At 66.2% G+C, this 23,584-nt stretch carries 22 protein-coding genes; 11 read left to right on the plus strand and 11 right to left on the minus strand.

The window, feature by feature from the left end:
* The 9 genes from ACQ393_RS17160 to ACQ393_RS17200 form a co-directional block, all read left to right on the plus strand.
* A partial coding sequence (locus ACQ393_RS17160; RefSeq protein ID WP_430648079.1) for a hypothetical protein occupies positions 1-585 on the plus strand: 585 nt, incomplete at its 5' end.
* Between the two features lie 2 nt (positions 586-587).
* Positions 588-2,153 carry a hypothetical protein gene (locus ACQ393_RS17165; protein WP_430648080.1) on the plus strand — a complete coding sequence of 522 codons (1,566 nt, stop codon included), beginning with the start codon at positions 588-590 and terminating at the stop codon, positions 2,151-2,153.
* Between the two features lie 17 nt (positions 2,154-2,170).
* Positions 2,171-3,685, plus strand: a complete 1,515-nt coding sequence (locus ACQ393_RS17170; protein ID WP_430648081.1) for an SCO6880 family protein — start codon at positions 2,171-2,173, stop codon at positions 3,683-3,685.
* Positions 3,682-5,295 (plus strand): ATP/GTP-binding protein, encoded by a 1,614-nt coding sequence (locus ACQ393_RS17175; protein ID WP_430648082.1) that lies wholly within the window; start codon positions 3,682-3,684, stop codon positions 5,293-5,295. The genes ACQ393_RS17170 and ACQ393_RS17175 overlap by 4 nt, the downstream gene beginning before the upstream one ends.
* Positions 5,295-7,079, plus strand: coding sequence for a type IV secretory system conjugative DNA transfer family protein (locus ACQ393_RS17180; protein WP_430648083.1), 1,785 nt, complete (start codon positions 5,295-5,297; stop codon positions 7,077-7,079). The genes ACQ393_RS17175 and ACQ393_RS17180 overlap by 1 nt, the downstream gene beginning before the upstream one ends.
* The gene (locus ACQ393_RS17185) at positions 7,076-7,537 is read left to right on the plus strand and encodes a DUF4913 domain-containing protein (protein ID WP_430648084.1); all 462 of its coding nucleotides are present in this window, start codon (positions 7,076-7,078) and stop codon (positions 7,535-7,537) included. The genes ACQ393_RS17180 and ACQ393_RS17185 overlap by 4 nt, the downstream gene beginning before the upstream one ends.
* Before the next feature lie 2 nt (positions 7,538-7,539).
* On the plus strand, positions 7,540-7,899 hold the full coding sequence (locus ACQ393_RS17190) for a hypothetical protein (protein ID WP_430648085.1): 360 nt from the start codon (positions 7,540-7,542) through the stop codon (positions 7,897-7,899).
* Positions 7,896-8,165, plus strand: coding sequence for a hypothetical protein (locus ACQ393_RS17195; protein WP_430648086.1), 270 nt, complete (start codon positions 7,896-7,898; stop codon positions 8,163-8,165). Before ACQ393_RS17190 ends, ACQ393_RS17195 begins: the two co-directional genes overlap by 4 nt.
* Positions 8,162-9,106, plus strand: coding sequence for a hypothetical protein (locus ACQ393_RS17200; RefSeq protein WP_430648087.1), 945 nt, complete (start codon positions 8,162-8,164; stop codon positions 9,104-9,106). Before ACQ393_RS17195 ends, ACQ393_RS17200 begins: the two co-directional genes overlap by 4 nt.
* Positions 9,107-9,551: 445 nt before the next feature.
* Here the strand turns inward: ACQ393_RS17200 and ACQ393_RS17205 are convergent, their stop codons facing one another.
* The 3 genes from ACQ393_RS17205 to ACQ393_RS17215 all read right to left on the minus strand — a co-directional run bounded on the left by ACQ393_RS17205 (position 9,552) and on the right by ACQ393_RS17215 (position 12,593).
* The gene (locus ACQ393_RS17205; protein WP_430648088.1) at positions 9,552-10,568 is read right to left on the minus strand and encodes a PDDEXK nuclease domain-containing protein; all 1,017 of its coding nucleotides are present in this window, start codon (positions 10,566-10,568) and stop codon (positions 9,552-9,554) included.
* Positions 10,569-10,625: 57 nt separating this feature from the next.
* Positions 10,626-10,946, minus strand: coding sequence for a histone-like nucleoid-structuring protein Lsr2 (locus ACQ393_RS17210; protein WP_430648089.1), 321 nt, complete (start codon positions 10,944-10,946; stop codon positions 10,626-10,628).
* Between the two features lie 378 nt (positions 10,947-11,324).
* Positions 11,325-12,593: a hypothetical protein gene (locus ACQ393_RS17215; protein ID WP_430648090.1), complete on the minus strand. Its 1,269-nt coding sequence runs from the start codon at positions 12,591-12,593 to the stop codon at positions 11,325-11,327.
* 85 nt (positions 12,594-12,678) lie between these two features.
* Between ACQ393_RS17215 and ACQ393_RS17220 the strand changes: the two genes are divergently transcribed.
* Complete coding sequence (locus ACQ393_RS17220; protein WP_430648091.1) at positions 12,679-13,206, plus strand: helix-turn-helix domain-containing protein; 528 nt, start codon at positions 12,679-12,681, stop codon at positions 13,204-13,206.
* A 347-nt stretch (positions 13,207-13,553) separates the two neighbouring features.
* Here ACQ393_RS17220 and ACQ393_RS17225 read toward each other — a convergent pair whose 3' ends face one another.
* From ACQ393_RS17225 to ACQ393_RS17235, 3 genes are all read right to left on the minus strand, one after another.
* Positions 13,554-14,078 carry an RNA polymerase sigma factor gene (locus tag ACQ393_RS17225; protein ID WP_430648092.1) on the minus strand — a complete coding sequence of 175 codons (525 nt, stop codon included), beginning with the start codon at positions 14,076-14,078 and terminating at the stop codon, positions 13,554-13,556.
* Entirely contained in the window at positions 14,075-14,725 is a 651-nt protein-coding gene (locus ACQ393_RS17230) for a hypothetical protein (RefSeq protein ID WP_430648093.1), read from the minus strand. Before ACQ393_RS17230 ends, ACQ393_RS17225 begins: the two co-directional genes overlap by 4 nt.
* Positions 14,726-15,073: 348 nt before the next feature.
* Positions 15,074-15,610: a hypothetical protein gene (locus ACQ393_RS17235; RefSeq protein WP_430648094.1), complete on the minus strand. Its 537-nt coding sequence runs from the start codon at positions 15,608-15,610 to the stop codon at positions 15,074-15,076.
* Between the two features lie 139 nt (positions 15,611-15,749).
* Here ACQ393_RS17235 and ACQ393_RS17240 point away from each other — a divergent pair, with 139 nt between their 5' ends.
* Positions 15,750-15,956, plus strand: coding sequence for a hypothetical protein (locus ACQ393_RS17240; protein ID WP_430648095.1), 207 nt, complete (start codon positions 15,750-15,752; stop codon positions 15,954-15,956).
* A gap of 225 nt (positions 15,957-16,181) precedes the next feature.
* On the opposite strand, the gene ACQ393_RS17245 is transcribed toward ACQ393_RS17240, so the two are convergent.
* The 5 genes from ACQ393_RS17245 to ACQ393_RS17265 form a co-directional block, all read right to left on the minus strand.
* Complete coding sequence (locus ACQ393_RS17245; RefSeq protein ID WP_430648096.1) at positions 16,182-17,387, minus strand: hypothetical protein; 1,206 nt, start codon at positions 17,385-17,387, stop codon at positions 16,182-16,184.
* Positions 17,388-17,450: 63 nt separating this feature from the next.
* Complete coding sequence (locus ACQ393_RS17250) at positions 17,451-19,955, minus strand: DEAD/DEAH box helicase (protein ID WP_430648097.1); 2,505 nt, start codon at positions 19,953-19,955, stop codon at positions 17,451-17,453.
* Entirely contained in the window at positions 19,955-22,003 is a 2,049-nt protein-coding gene (locus tag ACQ393_RS17255; RefSeq protein WP_430648098.1) for a site-specific DNA-methyltransferase, read from the minus strand. The genes ACQ393_RS17250 and ACQ393_RS17255 overlap by 1 nt, the downstream gene beginning before the upstream one ends.
* A 407-nt stretch (positions 22,004-22,410) precedes the next feature.
* A complete protein-coding gene (locus tag ACQ393_RS17260) occupies positions 22,411-22,848 on the minus strand; it encodes a GIY-YIG nuclease family protein (RefSeq protein WP_430648099.1) in 438 nt (145 codons plus the stop codon).
* Complete coding sequence (locus ACQ393_RS17265; protein WP_430648100.1) at positions 22,845-23,558, minus strand: SOS response-associated peptidase; 714 nt, start codon at positions 23,556-23,558, stop codon at positions 22,845-22,847. Before ACQ393_RS17265 ends, ACQ393_RS17260 begins: the two co-directional genes overlap by 4 nt.
* Positions 23,559-23,584 lie beyond the last annotated feature (26 nt).

The following is a 23,584-nucleotide window of genomic DNA, read 5'->3' on the forward strand; positions in this document are numbered from 1 at the left end:
CCCACGACGGCCCCCACCGCCTCGGCCCCCACGGTCGCAGATGCCGACAAGAGCGTCTGCGGCCTTTCTGGCTTCGAGACGGAAAGCAGCCTCACGGCCGCGCCCGACAACGACTGGGAGCTCGTGGGCACGATGGCCGCTCCCGTCGACAAGACGGGAGCCGGGCCCGGCTCGATCGAGGATGACGGGTTCCGTTCCTGCTATGCGCACACGGCCGAGGGCAGCCTCTTCGCCGCCGTGAACTTCCTTGCGATCGGCACCGACGCGACGCTGCGGCCGCGACTCGTCGACGCGGTTCAGGAAGGACCGGGGCGGGATTCTCTCGAAGAAGCAGCCCAGAACGCGGGGGAGACCTCGAGCTCGCGCGGGCAAGTCGCTGGTTTCAAGATCGGGGCCTACGACGGTTCAAGCGCGACCGTCGACCTGGCCATCAACTACTCGGATGGTCAGCTGGTGAGCCTGCCCCTCAAGCTGACCTGGGAGGACGGGGACTGGAAGATGGTCGTTTCTGAGACGGGCGGGCTCCCGCTCGCCCCCGCGGCGCTGCAGAACCTTGGCGGCTACATCCCATGGGCGGGAGCGTAATCATGGCTTGCGATCCGCTCGACTTCATCTGCCAGGGCCGCGAGGGCGTCGGCAACATCATCTCGGCCGCGGCGAACGATTCGCTGCGCGAGCTCGTGAACCAGGTGATGGAGGGCTGGGGGAAAGCTCTCGCAAGCATCGGCACCCTCTGGGTGTCCGTCCCGACTCCGATCCTCACGAGCGGATCGGGCGCTGCTGAGGTGAAGACTCCGCCGGAGGCGGCAGCGTTCAACGAGATCCTGGGCTACGTGATGTGGATCGGCCTGACGATCTGCATCCTCTCGCTGATCGCCGTTGGTGCGATGATCGGTCTTCGCCGTCGACGCGGTGAGGGCGAAGGGCACCTCGGCCGACTCGGCATCATCCTGCTGGCGGTCGTGCTCATCTCAGGCGGCTCAGCCGCGGTCGCGGCACTCCTGCCAACGGTCGCTCCCTCGGGGTCGTCGTCGACAGTGACGTTCCTGCAGCAATCGCTCTGGTACTACGTGGGCGGACTCGCCGTGCTGTCGACTATCGTTGCGGGGATCCGGATGGCGTGGGAGCAGCGCGCGCAGCCGGGCAAGGATCTGCTGAAGTCGCTGCTGACCCTCATCGTCGTGTCGGGCGCGGGTCTGACCGTGATCGGCCTGAGCGTGGCCGCGGCGGATGCGTTCAGCGTGTGGGTGCTCGAGGGCGCGACGAACTGCGATGTCGACGCCGGGCCGGCGGACGGGGAATCTACGTGCTTCGGCACGACGGTCGGCTCGATCGTCATGCTGTCCTCGACCTCCCCCATCGGCATGATCGGCGTGCTCATCCTGGGCTCGCTCGCGCTGTTGATGGCCTACGTGCAGGTCGCGCTCATGATCGTGCGGGGCGGCATGCTGGTGGTCCTCGCGGGGATCCTGCCGCTGACGGCGAGCTTCACGAACACTGAGATGGGCAGCCAGTGGTTCAAGAAGACGGTGGGCTGGACGATCGCGTTCATCCTCTACAAGCCGGCTGCAGCGCTCATCTACGCGGCCGCGTTCCAGATGACCGGTGCTGACGTCTTCCGCGGCGACGGCGGCGGCATCTGGACGATCCTGACGGGCCTCGCGATGATGCTCATCGTCATCCTCGCTCTGCCGGCGCTGCTGCGCTTCGTCGCGCCGATGACGGCCGCGATCGGGGGCGGTGGCACCGCGGCGATGGCTCTCGGCGCGGCCGGCGTTGCCGGGGCGGCCGAGATGGCTACTGGCGCAATTCGTCGCGCCTCGTCGAACAGCGGTTCGTCGGGTAGCTCGAGCTCGGCGCCGAATGGATCCAGCCCGAGCAGCAACGGCGGCAAGCAGGCCCCGCCGATGCCGACGCCCACGAGCGGCCCCGGGTCGACGGGTGCAGCTGCGAGCACCGCTGGTGGCGGGTCTACAGCGGGTGGCGCGGCCGCGAGCGGCGCGGGGGCCGGTGCAGCTGCAGCGGCCGGGCCGATCGGCGCTGGCATCGCGGTCGGCGCACAGGTCATCCAGAAGGCCAAGGAAACAGGACAGGCAGCGGCGGGCGCGATTCGCTCCGCCGCAGAAGACTCGGCCGGGCCGAGTGGTGCGTGAGTAGAGGGGGAACGAACGTGAGCACTGCGATTCAGGGCGAGGAAGCGCCCCGCACCTACGGGAACTACCGTCGGCCGCAGACGGCCGGCCTGATGGGCCTCGGCTCGATCGGCACAGGCATTCTGCTGTTCGGCGCGGTCTGGACGGTCATCATGATGATGACTCCGGCCGGGCTCGTCGCCGCCCTCGTGTCGGCGGTGTTCTTCGCCGGGCTGCTCCTGACGGTGAGCGTCAAGGACAAGCACGGCAAGAGCGTGCTCGCCCGGACGGGCGAGCGCGCCGGTTGGATGATGACCAAGGCGAACGGCACGAACGTCTACCGTTCGGGCCCCCTCGGCCGCGTCGACTGGGGCACCTTCCAGCTGCCCGGCCTTGCTGCGCCGTCGAAGCTCTCCGAGCACCGCGACAGCTACAATCGCCCGTTCGCGATGATCTACGTGCCCGCGACGGGCCACTACACGGTGGTCATCGGCGCTGAGCCGGACGGCTCGGCCCTTGTCGACCGCGAGCAGATCGACGCCTGGGTCGCCGACTGGGGCCTCTGGCTCGCGAACCTCGGCGACGAGCCCGGCATCGAGGCCGCGGCCGTCACGGTCGAGACGGCGCCGGACACCGGCACCCGGCTTCGCCAGTCGGTCGCGCTACGCATCGACGACGACGCCCCGGTGCTCGCGCAGTCGGTTCTCAACGAGGTCGTCGAGCGCTACCCGGCTGGCTCGGCGACGGTGAAGGCCTACGTGTCGATCACGTTCAACGCGACGTCGCGTGTGGGCGGCAAAAAGCGCTCGGCCGAAGAGATGGCCCGCGAGCTCGCGGCCCGCCTCCCGGGCCTGACGCACGGCCTCGCGTCGACCGGCGCCGGCGCCGCTCGCCCCCTGAACGCGCAGGAGCTCTGCGAGGCAGTGGCGATCGCGTATGACCCGGCGATCGCGCCCTACGTCGACCAGGCGAACGCGGCCGGCGAGCCGCCGGAGCTCAGCTGGCCGAACGTGGGCCCGAGCGCAGCTGAGGCGCGCTGGGACTCGTACCGGCATGACTCTGGCACGTCGGTGACGTGGCAGATGAGCACGGCACCACGCGGCGTCGTGCAGTCGAGCATCCTGACCCGGCTGCTCGCCCCGCACCGGGACGTCGCCCGCAAGCGGATCACGATGCTCTACCGCCCGATCGACGCCGCTCGAGCGGCCGGCATCGTCGAGGCCGACGTGAGCGCATCCACGTTCAACATTGGCTCGACGAACAAGCCGTCCGCCCGCGCCGTGCTCGGCGCGCGGGCGGCGATCGCCACGGCGAACGAGGAAGCCTCCGGCGCCGGGCTCGTGAACTTCGGCATGCTCGTCACCGCGACCGTGCTCAACAGCGATGGCCTCGCGGATGCCCGCGCGGCGATCGACAACCTGTCGGCGACCGCCCGCATCCGCGTACGCCCGGTGTACGGGTCGCAGGACTCGGCGTTCGCCGCGGCCCTCCCGCTCGGACTGGTGCTGCCGCAGCACCTCCGAGTGCCGACGTCGATCAAGGAGCAGCTGTGAGCGAGTCGACGGAGCTCCGGCACCGCAACCAGACCAAGAGCAGCACCCGCCTGACGCGGAAAGCGCGCAAGCTCGATGATCGCGCCGCCCGCCAGGCCGCCGCGGTGAAGCGGCCCGGGCCGCGTGGCTGGTTCGGCCGTGGCCGCGGCGAATCGAGCATCATCCAGCCCGTCGACGAATGGCGCGGCACCACCGTTCAGGTGTGTGGTCTCTTCCCGTTCGCGGTCGGGTCGGGCACGCCCATGGTCGGCGTGCCGCTCGGCCGACACCTGTTCACGAACGCGACGGTCTGCGCGGATCCCATCAGCTGGTTCCAGATCGCGAAGCTCATCAGCAACCCGTCCGTGTTCGTGCTCGGCCTGCCCGGGCTCGGGAAGTCGACGCTCGTGCGCCGCATGGCGCTCGGGCTGTCGGGTTTCGGCGTCCAGCCGCTCGTGCTGGGCGACCTCAAGCCCGACTACGTGGATCTGATCGACGCACTCGGCGGCCAGGTCATCAGCCTCGGCCGCGGCCGCGGGCACATCAACATCCTCGACCCCGGCGAGGCTCGCGAAGCTGCCGAGCAGCTGCGCGAGGCGGGCTACGCGAAGCTCGCCAAGCAGGTGCTCGCCGATGCGCACGGCCGCCGGCACACGATGGTCGCCGCGCTACTGACGATCCTGCGTAAGCAGCCGCCGACCGATCGCGAAGAGTCGATCATCGACCGTGCACTCAAGTGGCTCGACGAGCACCACGCGGGGGTGCCTGTCCTCGGTGACCTGCTGCAGGTCATCCAGAACGGCCCGCCTGAGGTGCGAGCCGTGGCTCTCGACCGCGGCGACGACGCCCGCTACAAGCAGATCACCGAGGACCTCGAGGCGTCGCTGATCAGCCTCACCTCCGGCGGTCGGCTGGGCGAGACGTTCGCCCACCCGACCGACGTGCCGATGCGGCGCGATGCCCCGGTGGTCTACGACGTGTCGAGCATCGACGATGCCGACCAGGATCTGCAGGCGGCGATCCTGCTGGCCTGCTGGTCGAGCGGGTTCGGCACGGTCAACGTGGCGAACGCGCTGGCCGACGCTGGCCTCGAGCCTCGCCGGCACTACTTCGTCGTGCTCGACGAACTCTGGCGGGCCCTGCGCGCTGGCCGCGGCCTCGTCGACCGGGTGGACGCGCTCACCCGACTCAACCGTCAGCGCGGCGTCGGCATGGCGATGATCTCGCACACGATGAGCGACCTCTTGGCGCTGCCGACCGAAGAGGACCGCATGAAGGCGAAGGGCTTCGTCGAGCGCGCTGGCATGGTCGTCGCCGGTGGGCTGCCCGGTGCCGAGATGCCGATGCTCACGAGCGCCGTGCCGCTGTCCCGGGCCGAGCAGGAACTGCTCGGGTCGTGGCAGGATCCGCCCGCCTGGGATGCGGTCAGCGGCCGCGAGGCGGAGCCGCCCGGGCGAGGGAAGTTCATCGTGAAAGTGGGCGGCCGTCCGGGGATCCCGCTGCGCGTGGAGCTTACCGACGCCGAGCTGCACATCAACGACACGAACAAGCTGTGGCACGACCAGTCCCGCACCGGTCGCCGTGGCGGCGAGCTCGCCGCGGTGACGCCGCTGCGAGCGGAGGCCGTCTGATGGCCGGGCAGGCGAATCGGCGGACCGAGCCGGGCCGCACGAGCACCGGCACGATGGCGCTCCTTGTGTTGCTGCTGTTTCTGTTCGCCGTCGTCAGCGTCCTCTGGGCCGCCGTTGCGCTCGGCTCGCAGCTGAGCGGCGTGAACCCGGATCTGCCGGCCGACCCGTTCGACCTGCTGGACGGGCTGCGCAGGGGCACCGTTGGGTGGCCTGCGGCCGCGACCTGGCTCGCGATCGTCTTCGGCGCCGGGGTGCTGGCGCTCAGCGGCCTGTTCGCCTGGGCGGTCGGCCGCTCGAGCAGCAAGCGTTCGCGCGTCGACGGCGCCGCCCGTTACCTCGCCGGTAGCCGTGAGCTCGCCGACATCACCCGGAAGGGCGCCGAGGCATCCGCCAAGCGGCTCGGCGTGGCGACGCCGGGCGTCCCGATCGGCGTGACGGTGAAGTCGCGGCAGATGATCTACTCCCTCTGGGAGTGGATGATGATCGGCGTCGCCGGCCCGCGAGTCGGCAAGTCGACGGCGCTCGTCATCCCCGCGATCATGGCGGCGCCCGGTGCTGTCGTCACGACGTCGAACAAGCGCGACGTCTTGGACGCGACGCGCGATCCACGCGCGGCGGTGGGGGAGGTGTGGGTCTTCGACCCGCAGGGCGTCGCGCTCGAGGAACCGACCTGGTGGTGGAACCCGCTCAGCTACGTCATCGACGACACCCGCGCGGCGAAGCTCGCGCAGCACTTCGCGTCCGGCACCCGCGCCGCGGGTAGCACGACGGACAACTACTTCGACGCCGAGGGCCAGAACCTCCTGGCCGACATGCTGCTCGCGGCTGCGCTCGGCGGGCACCCGATTTCGCAGGTCTACATCTGGCTCACGGATCCGCTCGACCTCGAGCCGCCGACCACGCTCAAGCAGCACGGCTTCGAACTGCTGGCGCAGCGCCTCCGCGGCTACGCGACCCTGACCGAGAAGCAGCGCGACGGCGTGTACGGCACGGCCCGCCAGATGGCGGCGTGCCTGACGAACTCGGGCATCTCGCAGTGGGTGAACCCGCTCGGCGGCAACCTGCTCGGCGACCGTCGCCCGCAGTTCGACCCGGATGCATTCGTGCGTGCCGGCACGGGCACGCTGTACTCGCTCTCGAAGGAAGGGCAGGGCTCGGCCGGCCCGCTCGTCACCGCCCTCACCGCGGCCACGATCGAGGCTGCAGAGGAGCTCGCGACCCGGCAGCGCGGCGGCCGCCTCGCTGTACCGCTGCTCGGGATCCTCGACGAGGCCGCGAACGTGTGCCGGTGGAAGAACCTCCCCGACCTGTACTCGCACTTTGGTTCGCGGGGCATCCCAATCATGTCGCTGTTCCAGTCCTGGTCGCAGGGCGTCGAGGTGTTCGGCCGCGAGGGCATGCGGAAGCTGTGGAGCGCATCGAACACGAAGGTCTACCTCGGCGGGGTCAGCGAAGCCGAGTTCCTGCGCGAGCTCTCCACGCTCATCGGCGACTACGACATGGAAACCGCCTCGGTGTCGTACAACAAGGGCGTGCGCTCGACGACCCACCAGCTGCGCCGCGACCGAATCCTCGACGAATCGCAGCTCGCTGCGCTACCGACCGGACGCGGCGTCGTGCTCACCTCCAGCGCGCCGGCCACGCTCATCGAGACACGCCCCTACTGGACCGGCCCGCACAAGGAAGCGATCGCCGCCTCGATCGCGAACCACGACCCCTCGCTCCCGCCGAGCGCGCCACCGCCGCGGCCACGGATCACTGAGCAAGCGGAGGTTGAAGCATGAGCATCGCTGAGTGGGACGAAAACGAGACAACCGAGCTCGAGCAGCACGTCGTCGACATCGACGAGCAGCCGATCACGCATGACCCCGCTGTAGACGAGGAGATGCCGCAGACCTATTACGGCTCCGTCGACGAGTTCGTGCGCGAGAAGATCGTCACCTCGTACCGTCGCCTCGTCGGCCCGCAGGCACCGTACCGGTGGGCCGCCGACTGGTGGAGCTACCCCGAGGCGGTGAGCCGGCTCGACGCCCTCTGGCGAGCATGGGAGCACCTGCGCCTCGATGGCGTGACCGGGGCATCCGTCTGGTGGCGCGACCACGCCGACCACCACATGCGCATGCTCCTCGACAAGGACGGCCCGTTCATGACCTCGAAGGACATGAACGACCCCGGCGAACCGCTGCCCTACACGGCACCGCCGGAAGGGCTCTTCCCAGATGTCCGGGCTCAGGCCGGCTAGTCGTGGAGCGAACGCACGTCCAGGCCCTCGTCGATGCGTTGCTCGACGAGGCGGAGCGCACACATCCGGGCATCGAGTACACGGTGATTCTGTCGGCCGAGAACTCGCTGCTGCTGCCTCTGCATAGCACCGAGCTCCGCCGTGAAATCGACGGGATCGATGGGTACTACCGGACGCACGTCTACCGCGATACCGAGGTGTTCGCGGTACCCGAGATGATCGACTGGCTGGTCACGGCCGCGCCCCTGCTCGGACGCATCCCAGAGGCGGCGGGGGCGACCGACTACTACGGAGACCTGCGCACCGGCGAGTTCGGAACCACACCGCCCGACCCCTCAGAACTGACAGGAACGCATCCATGATTGACCGTGACCACGTCGACGCCGCACTCCAGCGAGTGTCGCTGCTCGCCTTCCTCTACTACCCCGAGGTTCATGTCGACGAGCCCGACTACAGCCTCAGTGACGACGTCGACTTCTGCATGGAACCCCTCGCCGAGCTGACGGGGGATGAGCGCAACTCGCTTCGTGACCTGCTTGGCCGCGCGATCATCGACCCCTCCGAGTACCGCGAAGAAGTCTTCATCGCGTTGACGGAATTGGCGGCGCCCGCCTCAACTGAGCAGTGAACCAACCGCTCCCGGAGGAGGAGCGTCTCGCCCGCGCTCGCGCGCGTCGACGCGCATGGTGGGACGCCAACCCCAGCTACCGCGCCGAGTACCGAGAACAGAACCTCGAGCAGATTCGAGAGCGCAACCGTGACCGGATGCGCGCGAAGGCGGCCGACGACAAACGCCGGCGACTCGAGGTCGAGCGGGTAGGGGAGTGGGCCAAGCAGAACCCGGAGAAGCGACGAGAGGCCCGGGAGCGCTATAAGGAGCAGAATCCCGAGAAGTACCGCGCCGCGCAGCGTGAGTACTACCACCGGAACAAAGAAGCGATCGCAGCTCGCCGTCGATCCCGCGAGGGTCGTGACCCCGAGAAGCTGCGCGAGGCGCGACGTCAGGATGCCGCCCGTCGCAAGGAATCGGCGGACAGGTGGACGCCGAGCGAGGAACAACGCGAGAAGTACCGCGCACACGAGCGCGAGAAGAAGCAGCTCGAGCGGAGACTCCAGAGCGCCGGCTTGCCTCCTCGTCGGGTGCGCCGCACGCTCGTGTCAGAGCGCAGAGCGAACCTCGCGGCCGCCGAGCAATTCTTCAACCGGAGCCGAAGCAGGGCGGAGGTCCGACGCATCGCCGCCGGCGACGTCGACCCAAACCTCCTGCAGGGATGGGCACGGTATTCGGCGCTCGTCCGCCGGCGAAATGCGTTCCTCGACGCGGTGCAGACGCACATTCGGAAGCACGGCGACGAACTCCGCGAGGACGTGACGCTCGACTCGCGCGCTCGCCAGCTGATCGGGAAGGATCCGCTCGACACGGATGCCGAGGTTCGTCGACGCGCGCTTGAGGCGGTGCGCGTGGCATACGCCGGGATGGCACCGCCGGGGCCTTCCGCCACCTCGCCAGCCAGAATCGCTCGAGACCGGCTCGGGGAGTCCCGCGCACCTCACGGTCACGAACGCTAGAGGGGGTACGGTTCGTGCGGGTGCAGTGCACGTCTCAGCGGCAAGAGCGACTCATTGGCGGCCGCGGCCGAGACGGCCTGCGTACCACCAGAGCCGGTGTTGCTGCGGGCCGCGTTGAGCTGGTAGCGGTTACAACTGTGGGCCGTCCCGTCGGCGGCTGGGCATAGAGTCACCGCATGCGGACAGAAAACGTCGGTGAGATGCTGCTAACTGCGTTCGCGGGCGTGCCTGCGCAGCTGTGGGCGGCCTTCGAACGCAATCCGGTCCCGTGGTTGATCGTCGCTGCCATGCTGGCACTTTTCGCAGCACTTGGCGCCCTCAGCCGGCGATCGCGGCGTCGGCGTGCTCGCGGCTGACCTAATCAGCGACACATGTCGAAATCCCAGATCAGGGCATTTTTCAGGGTCGGACTAGATTTGGCAGCGGTCTGCTGCCAAATCTGATCTCACTGCGCGTCGAGCGCCCTCGCTAGATCGGCCTCGGAAGGGAGGGCGGCCTGTTCAGCGGGGGAGAGTAGGTCATAGCTTGCAATCCCGACGGGTTGGGCGCTGCCGGCGAGGGCGTAGCGCACGACCTGGTCGTTCTTGTTCGTGCACAGAAGCAGTCCAACAGTTGGGGCATGCTGCGGCCTGCGGAGGCGATCGTCCACGAGTGCGACGTAGAAGCCGAGCTGGCCGGCGTACTCGGGTTTGAACTTGCCGACCTTGAGCTCGACCACGACATAGCGCAATTGCTCGACGTGGAAGAAGAGGAGGTCAACGAAGAACTCGTCGCCGTCGACGTCGAACGCCACCTGGCGGCCTACGAAGCTGAATCCGCTCCCGAACTCCCGCAGTGTGTCGATGATCCGGTCGACGAGGGCCTGCTCGACATCCCGTTCGACGGCATCGGTATCGACGTCAAGGAAGTCGAACACGTAGGGGTCTCTCGTGAGCTGCTGCGCGAGCTCCGACGCACCCGGGTCGAGGACCCGGTCAAAGTTGGTCGGCGCCGCATCGAATCGGAGACGGGCTCGGGTCTTGATGTGATGCTCGAGCACCGCCCGAGACCAGCCGATCGCGGCAGCCTGTGAGGCGTACCACTCGCGATCTGCCGGATCGTCGAGTCGGTCGAGGAGGACCATGATGTGGCCCCAGGGCAATTCGGCAGCAGGCTGCTGCCGAAAGCGCTCGGCGTCTGGCCACGCTCGCGCAAACGAGCGCATGTATCGCAGGTTGCGCGGAGAGAACCCCTTGGCGTCCGAGAACTCGGTCCGCAGGTCTACCGAGATCCTGTTGATGATGCCCTCGCCCCACGAGGGCAAGGCGGTGCGCTCGTCGAGCGTCTTGCCGATCCGCCAATAGAGGCTGATGAGCTCGGCGTTCACTCTGCGCTGAGCGCGGTATCGCGCGTGTCGGATCTGCTGCTTTAGCTCGCCGAGCACCGCGACGTAGTCGTCCGGAACTGCGAGCTCTGCCACCACGCTCCGAGACTATTGACCACCGGCGACAGCGCCACCGTGGCCGCGTTGGCGCGTCGGCTATCGGATGGTCGCGCGGTACTGCTCCTGCACGTCAGCGGGGATGCGGCCGCGAGCCGGAACCTCGACGCCATTCTCTGCCGCCCAGGCGCGGATCTCCTTCGACGTCGCGCCGCTCGAGCTTACGCCGCGACGAGTGGACCGACGGGCGGTCTTACGGGCCGCCGCCGTGTATGGCTCGAGCGCGGAACGGAACTTGACGGCGTTGTCAGCCGAGAGGTCGATTTCGTAGCTCGTGCCGTCGAGGGTGAAAGTGATGGTCTCGGCGGCGTCCGTGCCGTCAATGTCGTCGATGAGCGTGATAACCGTCTTCTTGGACAATGCTGCGTTTCCTCTCGCCGGGGTCGGGGATTAGCCCGCGTTGCAGCATAGTGACCCACCCTCGTGACGAAGAGCCGATTTGTCGGCAGAGCTCGTATTTGATGGCCTCGAGCGCTGATGCGATGCGGACGGTGGCGTGGCGTCGCGTCGATGGGGTCATCACCACTGCAGGAGCATCAGGACGATTGGTCCGGCCGCCGCGATAGCGGCCACCGCGACGACCTCGAACCGGACTTCGAGTTTGACCTTGAGACGCCTCGTATTCGAGGGCCTCGAGACCATCCGGTGAATGCTCGCCCGCGATCGCAACCAGCTTGTCGTCGGACAGAAGGTCCACCCTCTTCCAGAAGTGCTTGGAGACTGGGAGCCGTCCCTCAGCTATCGGTCTTCGCCAAAAAAGTCGCTCGCCGCCTTACGAATCTGAGCGAGTCGCTTCGAGACGGGAGTGTGGTTGGCGTAGCCAAGGATCTCGGCGATCTCGGCCTTCTTCGTGTAGCCGCTGTTGAGGAGGACGACGATCTGCCGGTTGCGCTCGTCGAGTATGGCGAGGAAGTCATTGGTTATTAGCGAACCGAGGATGTCGCTCTCCGGACCCTGCACCGGGATCGTGTCTGTTAGCTCGACGAACCGGACCTGAGTCTTGGATCGTTTCCGGTAGAGCTTGCGCTCGAAGTCTTCGCGAGCGAAGGACCAGTGGTCAGAGAAGTCATCCTCGACCCGGTTCGATCGGACTGCGTCGAGGATTCCCCGCAGACGACCGGTCTCGTCGGCCGCTTCCACTGTGAGCCCCAGCATCTCCGCTGCTTCTTCTTCGCCTACCCAGACATCCCCTCCCATCCGAGGGTTTGCTGCGACAGCGCCCTCGAGCGTGCTGCCATCGACGAGGGTGACCGGCCCAGGTTCGATCCCGTTGGCGACCTCGGGCAGCAGCCGGAGGGCGTCCTGGATCACATCGGTCACGGGCGGCAGCCAGTAGTCGAGGTTGTGAGAGAGCAGCCGGATCGGGTCGTCCTTCGAGAACGCCTTCATCCGCGACCCTGACACCAGGTGTGGCCAGACAGCCGACGCCCAGGCTCGAGACAGCCGCTGCTCGAAGTCGTCGGGCAAGTAACGATCTACTCCTCCCCAATCGGCGAGAAACGGCCACTGGCCGGCACGGAGCAGTGGCAGGCCGAACCGCTCGAGAATCGCGCGGGGGAGGAGGTGCACGAGCGGTGCGTATTCCCAATATCGGGACTGGGTGCGAGGAACCAACGTGACATTGACATCGCCCAGCTCGGCGATCCGTCGCAGCTCCGGAGTGAAGTCATCCTCATCGAAGTAGCGGCGGCGGAACTGCCCTGCCTCCCAAGCCAGGTTCCACTGCCCGATCATCCCCACAGCTTCGAGGGAGCCGTCCGTCTCAATCGTGGCGTACTCGGGCCGATCAGGCTGCAGCGGCTTGGCGATGGCGCGGAACATGAAGCCCGCGCCCGTGTTCGTCATGCGGGGGTAGTCCAAGTCGGTGATCTCTTCAGGTGAGGCGAAGAGGTGCTCCCGTCGCCACTCGTCCATCTCCGCCGCGGTGGGCTCACGCTCACCCGTCATCTGGTCCTCGCTCGTGTCGCTGATTCGCTTCATGCCTATGTCACGACGGTAGAGGTCCATTTCGTTCCACGGCCACGAAGATTCTTGGCAGGCTCCGTATCCCTGTCGCTTGGCTAACGATAGACATATGAGTAACCTTGGATCCATGGTAAATGAGTTGCCCGACCCAAACAGAGACAAGCACCCCACGTGGTCGCTTGGCGACCGCCTCAGAAAGGCCCGTGAGGAAGCTGGGCTTGAGCAGGAAGAACTCGCAGAGCTGGCCGGTCTATCCCGGGCCACCATCTCGGCGGCCGAGAACGGACGTCGGCGTCCTGCAAAGGCGACGATTGCCATGTGGGCCTTGGCTACAGGAGTAAGCCGCGACTGGCTTGCCGGTCAAACAGAGCCGAACACCGACCCCTCAACGGCGCTCGATTTGATGCGGCTCACCGCACTCACCGCGGTGATCACGGCGAGTCATCGCCCCGCCGCGGCAGGATCCGAGGAAGCGGAAGCCGTCCTTGCAGCGGTTGCCGAACGCGAAGAGGCCGCTCAGCGCAGCGGCATCTGGGAAGCCTCCAGCAAGATTGATCACCCCGAAGTTGAAGCGTGGTGCCGAAAGTATCGCCCTTCGACCGCTGATGCCCTACTCGATGCGCGCCGGTCGACCGCTCACCTTGGCGATTCTTAGAACCATGCGCGGTGGGCTACAAGGGAACTTCACGGGACACATGGGTTGTTCGCATCAGATGGGAACTCGCGACCTTTGCCAGTAGAGCTTCGTATTCGAAGGCCTCGAGTTCGTCAACTCGGCGCGGCTAGCTGTCGCCCTTCGGCCACCTCAACCGGGCAGGCTTGCGGGTGGGTCTTGTGAGAATCCGTCGAGCCCACAGGGCCCTGGATTGTCCCGGTGGGGGACCGGCAATCGGGGGTCTCAGCCCGACGGTTCCTCTGCTGGGTCGGGCAGGTAGGCGGTGATGTCGATCGTCTCCGTTGGAGGGAGGCATACGGCTGCGGGGTCGACCGGCTGGTGGATGCTCATCCGTGGCTCCGTTCGTGCTCGTAGTCGTGGAGCCGGGTGCGGAGGTTCGCGCGGGCGCGTTGGTAGCGTCCGCGTGCCGTGCTCTCGCTGATGCCGACGACCACCGCAGCTTGGGGAACGGTGAAGCCGTCCCAGAGTACGAGGCGGACCAGTTCGGCCTGGTCGGCGGGGATGCCGTCGAGTGCGGTCCGGACGTCGATCGCTCGGTCGCCCGGGTCCTCCGGGGGCATCACCGCGATGTGCTCCGCGAGTCTGGCGGTGAACTGGTGTTGTCGTGCGACCCCGCGGGTGGCATTGGCGAGGACGTTGCGGGCGATGCCGAACAGCCACATCCGTGCCTGCTCGTCGTCAGCGGGAAGGCGGTTGCGGCGTCTCGTTGCGATCAGGAACGTCTCGCCGAGCAGGTCAGCGGCGTCCGCGGTCGCGTCCACGCGGCGGCCGAAATAGGTGAGCAGGTCGGTTGCGTTGGCCGTGTATGCCGCGGTCAGACGGTGATCGTCGACGCGTCGGCGGCCGATCACTCCGGCGCCCCGTCGTCGTCGATGCAGGGGCCGGCGGCGGCTTCGATCGCGACCCCGTCCTGGAGATGGCCGGCCAGTGCGAACTCGGCGCTGATGCGATCGGCGATCAGGTGCGTCGCGGCGCCGGAAAGGGTCGCCGGCGGTGGAGTCGCCGTGTCGGTGGTGCTCGCGTCACGTCTGGCCTGGTCGGCTTCGTACTCCGACCGGATCTGGTCGGCGGTGATTGAGGCGATCAGCGGGTCCCAGTCATGCTCGGTCAAGAATCCGCGGGCTGCCTCGGTGCGGCGGTCCGCTTCCTCGTTGGATACCGCGCCACCGTACTCGGGGGTCACCCGGATGAAGACCTCGCACAGCCCCAGCGATTGACCGTCGCCCAGGTCGAACGTGCGCTGAGCGACGACGTCGGGCGACCAACCCAACCAGTCGATCACCGCGGGCGTCGCTGCGGCGGCGCCGACTCCGACCGCGAGGACACCTAGCCCGACACCGATACCGCCGGCGAGCCGGCGCAGGCCCGCGTGCCCCGACCCTGGCCGACCAGACTCGACGGCGGCGGCCGCGACCGCGGCCGCCAAGACGTCGGTGCCAGGGCTTGAGCCGAGCGCGGGCGGTGCCGCGTCTCGCACGAACTCGTCTAGCCAGTCCATCGCTCCACTCTTTCCTCGGCAACTGCGTTCACCAAGGACATGTCCGAACCAGCCCGCCCCTTAATGCCACGCGACAGAATTCAAGCGACAGGCCTCCCTGAGCGTTGCGGAAAGGGATGTTCACGGGTGACGGGGTGCCCAAATTCCGGTAAGGATGGCGATGGTTTCCTCGCGGTCGAGGCCGTGGCGGATGGCTGTGTCGTAGACGTTTCAGGCGGCGGTGAGGACGGCGGCGGGTAGGTTGCGAGGTGAGGCACTGACGATGGTGCCGGCCCTGGCCATGGCGTGTACGAGACCCTCGATCTCTGGCTGCCGGTAGACCTTCGCGACGGTGCCAGCGGCCACGCGCTACTCGAGCTGCTCGCCGATGTATCGCCCCACGATGTAAAGATTCGCCCAAGCCGTCTCGCCTGGGGCTCCGCTCTCCGTGATGCTTACGACCTCGATCCCTTCCCTATTGAGAGATCTCACGGCGGCTTGGGGATCTCGAGCATTGCTGGCGGCCGGATGCCCACTGAATCGCCAGCTTCCGGCATCGTGAGACGAACGCCTCTCGAAACGGCCGTACAGAAGCACGTTCCAAACTTCCTCGTGCAACTGCTCCTTCTCGAAGGACTCGTGCTCGCCACGAATGAACGCGATTGAATCCGAGTCATGTCGTGCAGGTTGGCGCTCATCAGGAAGCCACGTGTCGGTGATCGCGAACGCGATCCCGGGGCCAATCGCCAACTGGATCGAGATTTCGTCTCGATCATCGCGATATCCCGAGACGGGCCAGACTGCAGATTTGCCCGCCGCCATGAGGTCATACGCCGCGGCCTCGAAGGTCGAAGCCAACTGATCTGAGATTGCGATGACGATCGAGCCGTAGTGCAGATGCTTCATTCATGCACGATATCGGCGCGGCACCACACAGAGGAACCGCGAGGCCACGTACGCTGCGGCTGGTGACAATGTGCCCCACGAGAATCGAGCGTTCATCGTGATGAGTGACGAACTGATTTCACTTACGCTGACCTGGCCCGTGAGCACGATCGACGGAGAGCCTTCGCTGACGAGAGGCTCGCTTGTCATTCTTCGAGAGCCTGGAGGTGACTTCCTGCTCTCCGTCAGTGCTGGGGATGAGAACTTTCCAGACGGCGAGGAAGTCCAATTCCCGCTGTCCGCAGCACATGCGAGGCTAGTCCAGCGAGCTCTCGCGGGAGAGCTTGTGGGCGAAATCGAGGAATGAAATCAACTGCAGCGATCCGCATTCGCGGCAGTTGCATAGCAGGACCCCGAAACGTGCGGTCACAGGACCGTACCGCGAGTTCTCGCATCAGATGGAACTCGCCTGGATTGATGACCCATAATCCACCTTATGTCGGAATGTAAATCCCCTACCTGCAGAAGTTGCAGGATCTCGAGTGTCCGAGCTTGCCAAATTGCCTGAAACTCTCGCCCGCTGAGGGATCGATCAGCGGTCGAGCGCTGCGCGCACGAGGTCAACGACCTCGTCAATCACGTATCCGGGATGCACCTCGATGAGTTCGAATCCGTTGCTCTCGCAGAGCTGACGCTTGTTCCGATCGCGCGCCTGCTGGCGCTTGAAAGCTTCCTCGCCGCCGAAGAACTCCACAGGGCCGGAGTGCTGAGCGCCCTGATACTCGACTCCGACCAGACGGTAGGGGAACGCGATGTCCAGCGACTGCGAACCGAGCCAAGATGGTCGCCACTGATGAACGATTCGCTCCTCAGGAAACGCTCGCTCGAGCTCGCGAAGCAGAGCCGCCTCCGAGACCCAGCCCTTCCCGACTCCTGGAAGTCCTTCAGCATGTCGTTGCGCATTCTCCGCATCACGGAAGAGCTGGCGACATCTGGCGGTCAGCAGGTGTTCGCGGACGTCGTTCAGGATCCACGGCGACGGCCAATCGATGGGACGCTGAACTTCAGCGTATCCACCGAAGGCCCTGTAGACCGCACGGGGGTACTCCGGATCGCGCGCCCGCGACAAGATTGCTCGCACATCGTCGCCGCTGTAATGCTCGATCACGTCGTCTTCGACGGAGCGGGCAACATCCTCCACCGAGGCGTCAACGTTCAGTCGCTGCCAGAACTCCTCGATCACGCTGAGCCCGTGCTCGGCGTGAAAGGCATCAAGCGTGACCTCGAGACGATCGAAGATCTCTTGAAGGCTGGCGTATGCGCGGGGGTTCTGCTTTCGCCCGGTCCACCAGAAAATGTCCATCGCGGTCAGAGGTGGGTGCCCCAGGTACTCGGCCAGCGCCAAGTAGAGATTCATGCGTGGGATCCGGCTGAAGGCCTCGTATCCGACGACGAAGTCGCCCTCGAGGAAGTAGGTGTCGGCGACGATGCGCCTTGGGAAAAGCAGCCCACCGCCGTCACGATAAGTCTCGACCAAGCGCCGAATCTGTGCCAAGGCACCCGGGTCGGTCTCGATCGTGTCCGCGAGCTCGTGGAACATCGCCGATACGAAGCCAGCCTGGTCGTTCACGTCGACCGGATGCCCGGTCAGGAACCCGGGCCTGAAATCGCGAAGGTAGAACGACCGCTGCAGTCTGTTCATCTCCGGTCGTTCGTAGGCCCTGCCTACGAGATCGAACTTCGGCACTCGACGTTCGACAACCCGCAGTGCGGCAGGCGCCGTGGGGCCAGAAGTCATCCCGCCATCATGCCAACTTCGATCGCGTCAACACGCGTCCCCCCACCGTGGCTGCCATCAGGCTCACTGGTAGCGCCCGCCATACTGCTCGAACAGAACACGTAGGTCTGCCTCGGTTCCCCCGACTGCGGCGAGGGCGATCATGGCGTCTGAGGCCTTGTTCCCCGCCAAGTTGAGCTGCACCAGCTCGTCGGTGCCCTTCTTCTCGTCGATGACCGCGAGCACGCGACCAAGGCGGCCGGCGTTCTGCTGTGCGTATTGAGCGAGCGCACCCCACTTTGCGATGGTGTCGGCGCGGGACGGGTCGTGGGGGTCGACGATGTCGATGAGCACCTTGTCGTCACGTTGGGTGAAGACAATGAAGTCCGGGTGGACGAGGTGCTGATCCCCCACCGGACCGTAGGCGATGGCGATCGACTGCTTCCCTGACGACGGGTTGCGATACCAGCCGACGGTGTTCGGTCGCGCGAGCTCCGTGTTGAGCACCGCGCGCTCCCACTTATTGGACGGTTCGAACGGGTATAGCCCATCGTCTGCGGCGAGCAGATGCATCTTCCAGCGGTCCGACGCATCCTTCCCGACGGTGTCGGCCGGCGCTTGAAGGGGCACCTCCTCCGACTTCTTGGACTCGGCGAACGCCGCCCAGAAGTCTGCTTCAGCGGTTCCGCCAATTTCTGAGAGTGGGGCCGCGTACTGCTTGCGCCAGGTCTCCAGTAGCGTCTGACTGCTGTCTTCGACGACTCTCGCCGAGTCTGGCTGCTGCGCCACCGCTGCGACGACGAGGCGCGCTGCGTCACCGTCGCGTTCCCCATCGGGCTGGGCCATGAAAAGTCGGTCCCACAGCCACTTCGCTGAGTTGTCGGGCAAGCGCCGCACAGCGAGGCTAAACAGATCGGCGACGTTGCGAGTTGCGATCTTTGCGGCAGCGGCCTCCGAGGCGACCTGCTCGCCGGTCAGCCAGTCGATCGCGGTTGTGACGTAGTCAACTTCCTCGTACGCGGCGACCTTCTCGTCGACGAACTGCTGGTTGGCCTTGATGTGCTGGACGAGCGTGTCCACCGCGCGGTCCTGTGCGATGTTCGGGGCCTCCTTCAGCAGCTCCGTCTTGGAGAGCACCATCGCTGCAGTGAGCACGCGGGATGTAGCGGGGCGAGCGGTCTGTGCCGGGCGCGACCACGTCGGGAAGTCCTCGAACGCCGCCCACACCTCAGCTGGCACCGCAGGATTCCGCACTAGCGGGATCGGGTTGACCACGACAGGCGTGGCGACCTCTGTGTCTCCGGTCCTCAGGCGGTCGGCGACGCGCGCGACGGCGTCCTGGTTGAAGTGGGGCAGGTAGGTCCACACGGCGTTGAGGTTGTCATCGCCAGCGACACGCTTCGCAAGCGGTGTGCGGACGATGCGGCCCACCAGCTGAGTGATGGTGACGTCATCGTTCGTACCGCGGAGGGACACGAGCACCTCGGCGCGCGGGCAATCCCAGCCAGTCGTCAGTGCGTCCTTGAACAGGACGACCTTTACGCCGGTGGTCTCTTGGATTCTCGGCGGGTCGACGTAACGCACGTCGTACCCGCCGAAGGTCACAGCCGAGGATCCTTCGAGCGCGTTCGCGAAGTTGTCGATCGTTAGGGTGGAGTCAGCCTCGAGGATGTCTTTGATGAATCCCGCGACAGACGCCTCGTTCGGTTTGGCCGGGAGCTGCACGAGAAGCACCGGCTCGACGAGCGATTCCCCCGTGTTCTCGTCGGCCCACGCCAGCCACCGCTTCTCCTGCTGCGCGCGCTGGATCGCTGCTTCCCGCACGAGTGTGGAGTCCGAGGCGATCTCCTCTGTAGGGTGCGCGAGGACCAGTTGGTCTTTCACGAGACCGGACTCGCGGACGTCATTCACATCGACTTCGACTGGTTCACGGAACGAGCGGGATGCTGCGATGTTCTTCTCGAAGCGTTCCGGCGTCGCGGAGATGCCGACGACAATCGGGACGGTGCGTTGCATCTTGCCGGTGCCACCGGCGAGCTGCCCCAGGATCGTGGAATCGCCGTTGCTGGATGCCCCCGTTCCGGTCCCCTGATGCGCCTCGTCGACAAACATTAGGAACCGGCTGCCGTACCGTTCGACCGAATTGTTCAGCGTCTCCCACAGGGCGATCTGGCGCTGGTCGCCCTTTGTGAAGTTGGTGGACGAATCCCGCAGTTTGTGGGTGTTTAGGAAGTAGACGTGCCCGGGCGTGAGGTGCTCGACGATGAACCTCGGGGACGCGTCGATGACGTGGAGACGGCCCCCCCGCAGCTTCTCGCTGGCCCGTTCGAACTTGTCACGAGTCTGCTCGTTCAGGTTCGGGTACAGGGACACCCACAGCACGATCGGCTCGTCGCCAGGAAGAACGCTCTCGCCGAAGATCAGATCCTCGATGGCTGCCGCCGCGATGATCGTTTTACCGGCACCGGTGGGTGCGGAGAGGCTAATCGCAGACGTCTTGCCCTTCACAAAGAGATCCGCACCCATCTGAACGCCGTCGACGATTTCCTTGGCGGCCTTCGTCTGGTACCCGCGGAGCTCGTACTCCATCAGCGGCCTCCCACGTTGATTTCGAAGTTGGTGAGGTAGTTCTCGTAGAGACGGAATGCAGCTAGGCCCGGGCGAAGCGCTCGCACGATGGGGCCGTACGTGGACTCGGAATCGGAGACGACGTAGACCGTCTCGATCTCCGGATGGGCGTTGATGTGCTCAACGAACGGCGCCCACTCGCCGACCTTGAACAGTACGGCGTAGTTCGCCCCCTCTGGCGCAGCGAACGACCCTGCGCGTTCGGTGATGATCGGCCCTCTGCCGCCGGCTTTCACCCAGAGCAACTGTGCGATCTGCCTGAATGCGTCGTCGGCGGCAATGTCATCCCGGTCGAGGTAGTCGAGCTTGAGGAATGCCACGTTCTCGTCATAGCCAGTTGCGCCAGGGATCCCAGACGCGATCTTCTTGCCCTTGGCGTCGAGCACTGGCTCAGTGAGCCTCGAACCGTCACGGCGGATGCCGGTCACTACTGTCTCGATACGCGGGCGCGTGACCTTCTCGAACACCCCCTCCCCTTCCCATTCGGGATCCCCTGGAGCTGAACCTGCCTTGGCCAGTGCCTTCGCGGCCCTCTGGCCGACCTCGTTGTTGGTGACGATGATGGACTGGCGGTGCCCGCCGTCGGCCGCATTGAGGCGCATGACTGCTTCCGCCGTTGTACCTGTGCCTGCGAAGAAGTCGAGGACGACAGCGTCCATCCGGCCAGCGGAAGCGATGTTGATCCACCGCGCTAGCACGTCCACGTCCTTGGGGAAGGGGAAGTCCTTGCTGCCGAGAACGGATGAGAGGTAGTTCCCTGCGCTGGTGCGCTTCTTCTCGAACACCGATGTGGGCACCACAGCATCCGACTCGTCGAGGTACGTTTTCCGGTTGATGTAGTCGTTATGGTCCACGCCCCAGTGGATGAGACCGGCATCGATGTCCTCCTGCATGCGCGCCGGGTCGGAGTAGACCCATCCGCGGCTGGGGACCTTGACCGGCAGCTCTGTGTCGGGGTGGAGAACGTCGTAGTCAGGACCTCCCCCGCCCGGCCACGAGATGTCGCGCTTGCGATAGACGCGCCCATCGTCGTCGAAGTCGTAGAAACGGTTGTTGGCCTTAGCAGGATGCCCCACGGGGAGACTGGCGATCCACTGCTTCATAAGGCGTGAGGCTTCGGCTTTGTCTCCTGCCGCGCCTTCCCACGCTTCGGCTGCTGCGGCCGCGATGATGTCGGTCGTTCCGCGGGGCTCACGCCAACGAACGCCACTCTCGTTCAGGCTCTCGACACTTTTGGCGTAGACGAGCATGTAGTCCGCGCCATTCGAGACGAAGCGAGAGTCATTCTTGCGCCCGCCCTGCCAGACGACGTTGGAGATGAAGTTGTTCTCACCGAGCACATCGTCCATCAGCGCACGGAGACGGTGGTGCTCGTTGTCGTCGATGGCGACGATGATCACACCCGTCGGGGTGAGCAGATGACGGGCCAGCTCGAGCCGCTTCTGCATGAAGCTGAGCCACTTCGAGTGGCGGTACGTGTCGGCGTCGCCGACGTAGCGGTCGTTGTAGATCCAACCGCCTGCCCCGGTGTTGTACGGCGGGTCGATGTAGATCACGTCGACCTTCTGGTCATGCGAGTAGCGGAGCGTTTCGAGGGCGTGGTAGTTCTCGCCCTCGATGACGAGATGGTGCGGCTTTTCACCGCCGCGTTCGATCTTGCCCAGGGCTGTGAATCCGGGGTAGACGGGCTCGTCGAACACGCGCGCGACCACAAGATTGGCCAAGGGCGCTTCGCGCGTCTCGTCGTCGTGCCGGAGCGCGGCGATGCCCGCGACGACCTTCGTGACCTCCCAGTAACGGGGATCGGAGTCATCGCGGAACTGCACGCGGACGCCGCGGCGCACGCGAGCGTTAGGGATTCGGATCCCTTCAGGCAGGTGCTCCTCGAAGTTGAGGCCCCACTTCTGTTTGCCAGCGATCTGCCCGATCTCTGAGGCAAGGCGTTCGCGCAGCGACCGGTCCGTCACCTGGTCCAAGAGCACGTCGATACGCCGGCGTTCGTCGGTCATGCAAGTCTCCTCGGGTGCATGAATATGTCCACACCCACATGCACGAGGTCAACGTTATCTCTGCGACGATCGAGACTGATCACTCACCGCTGGGTGACGAGGTGGAAGCCTGAGCTCACGGCCTTCGCGATTACCTTCGAAGGCCGAATCACCCAACCAAGCGTCGGGTGCAGATCCACAGGCGATCGCTACGCCGTGGCGTAGCGTGACCTGGGTTGTCGTCCGCCGACGTCACCGCGAACGGGATCGCCATGGGCACACGCTACGCCTGTGGATCGCCGCCAGTGCTCCTCGGTCGATCGGCGTAGCGTGCCCGCATGGGTGAGGTGCTGAAGCTGCCGATCGAGTTCAGCGAGCCGTGGTTCACGACCGAGCCGCAGCTGCAGAGCTGGGAGCCGCTGCCGCGGCTACTTCCGGTTGAGCGGCGGCCGGTACTCGTCGAGCAGCCGCCCCTCGAGCGCCGCGGCGTCGGCGGCCGAGCTGCAGACGGTCCAGGCGATCGTGCACCCGTCGAGCCAGTCGCGGATTGCGGCCGCCTGAGCGGGCGTCACCTTCTGGCGGTTCTTCCCGCCCGTGACGGTCGTCGGGATCCCGTGCAGAAGCTCGCACACGTTCCGGCGCAGCGATGATCCGCCGAGACTAACGCCGCGGCCGAGGTGCCTGCCCCACACTCGCCGGCGTAGCGACGACGCGGTTCCGAGGTACCTCACCTCGCCGTCGCGGCGCCAGAGGTAGACGCCCGGTTCGATCGGTACGCCCGTTCGAGCGAGCGACGCGACGTTCACAGCAGGCGCGGCAAGGAGCGCTTGCCACTCGGCCGAGAGAGTGGCCGTGTGCTCGCTCATGCCTCTGCCGGCTCGATAAGGGCCGGGCCGTCCTGCCCGACCTTGAACGGGCGCACGGTGTAGACGGCGAGCTGTTCGGCGATCGGGAGCGCGGCCTTAACGGCCTCGTCGACCATCGCCTGGTCGCCCACCAGCGACGGGTCAAGCCACCAGTCCCACAGCTCGCGCGGAAGCGGCACCGGGGAACGGTCGTGGATGCCCACGAGCTCGTCGACGGCATCGGAGGTGAGGATGGTCGCGGTCAGCGTCCACCTCGTCTCGTCGTCGGCGGGCTTCGAGCGGTCGAGCCACCACGAGTAAAGGCCGGCGACGCCAAGCGTTTCGCCGTCCGGGTGGTGGATGAAGTGCGGCACCCTGGCGCCCTTCTCCCCCGTCCACTCGTACCAGCCGTCCATCGGTACGATCGCGCGGTGAGATCTGAGCGGCCCGCGCCAGGTGTTCTTCTCGGCAATGCCCTCGGAGCGGGCATTGAAGGTCGGGAACTTCAACTTGAGCTCCTTGCTCCATGCGGGCACGAGTCCCCACCGTGCCGGCTCGAGGCGGCGGCCGAACGCCTCCGACTCAGGGAGCTTCGCTTCCACGAGCACGGGGATCGTCGCGGTGGGCGGGATGTTGAAGGACGGCCGCCAGTTGGTGAAGTCGCCTTCGAATGCGCCGATCGCGGCCGCGAGATCCGCGGGCCTCTCATTGAGTGTGAACCGACCGCACATGCTGCGAGGCTATCCCGCGGCGCCGA

It is taken from the genome of Agromyces sp. GXS1127 (assembly GCF_050565425.1).
In the GTDB taxonomy this organism is placed as follows: domain Bacteria; phylum Actinomycetota; class Actinomycetes; order Actinomycetales; family Microbacteriaceae; genus Agromyces.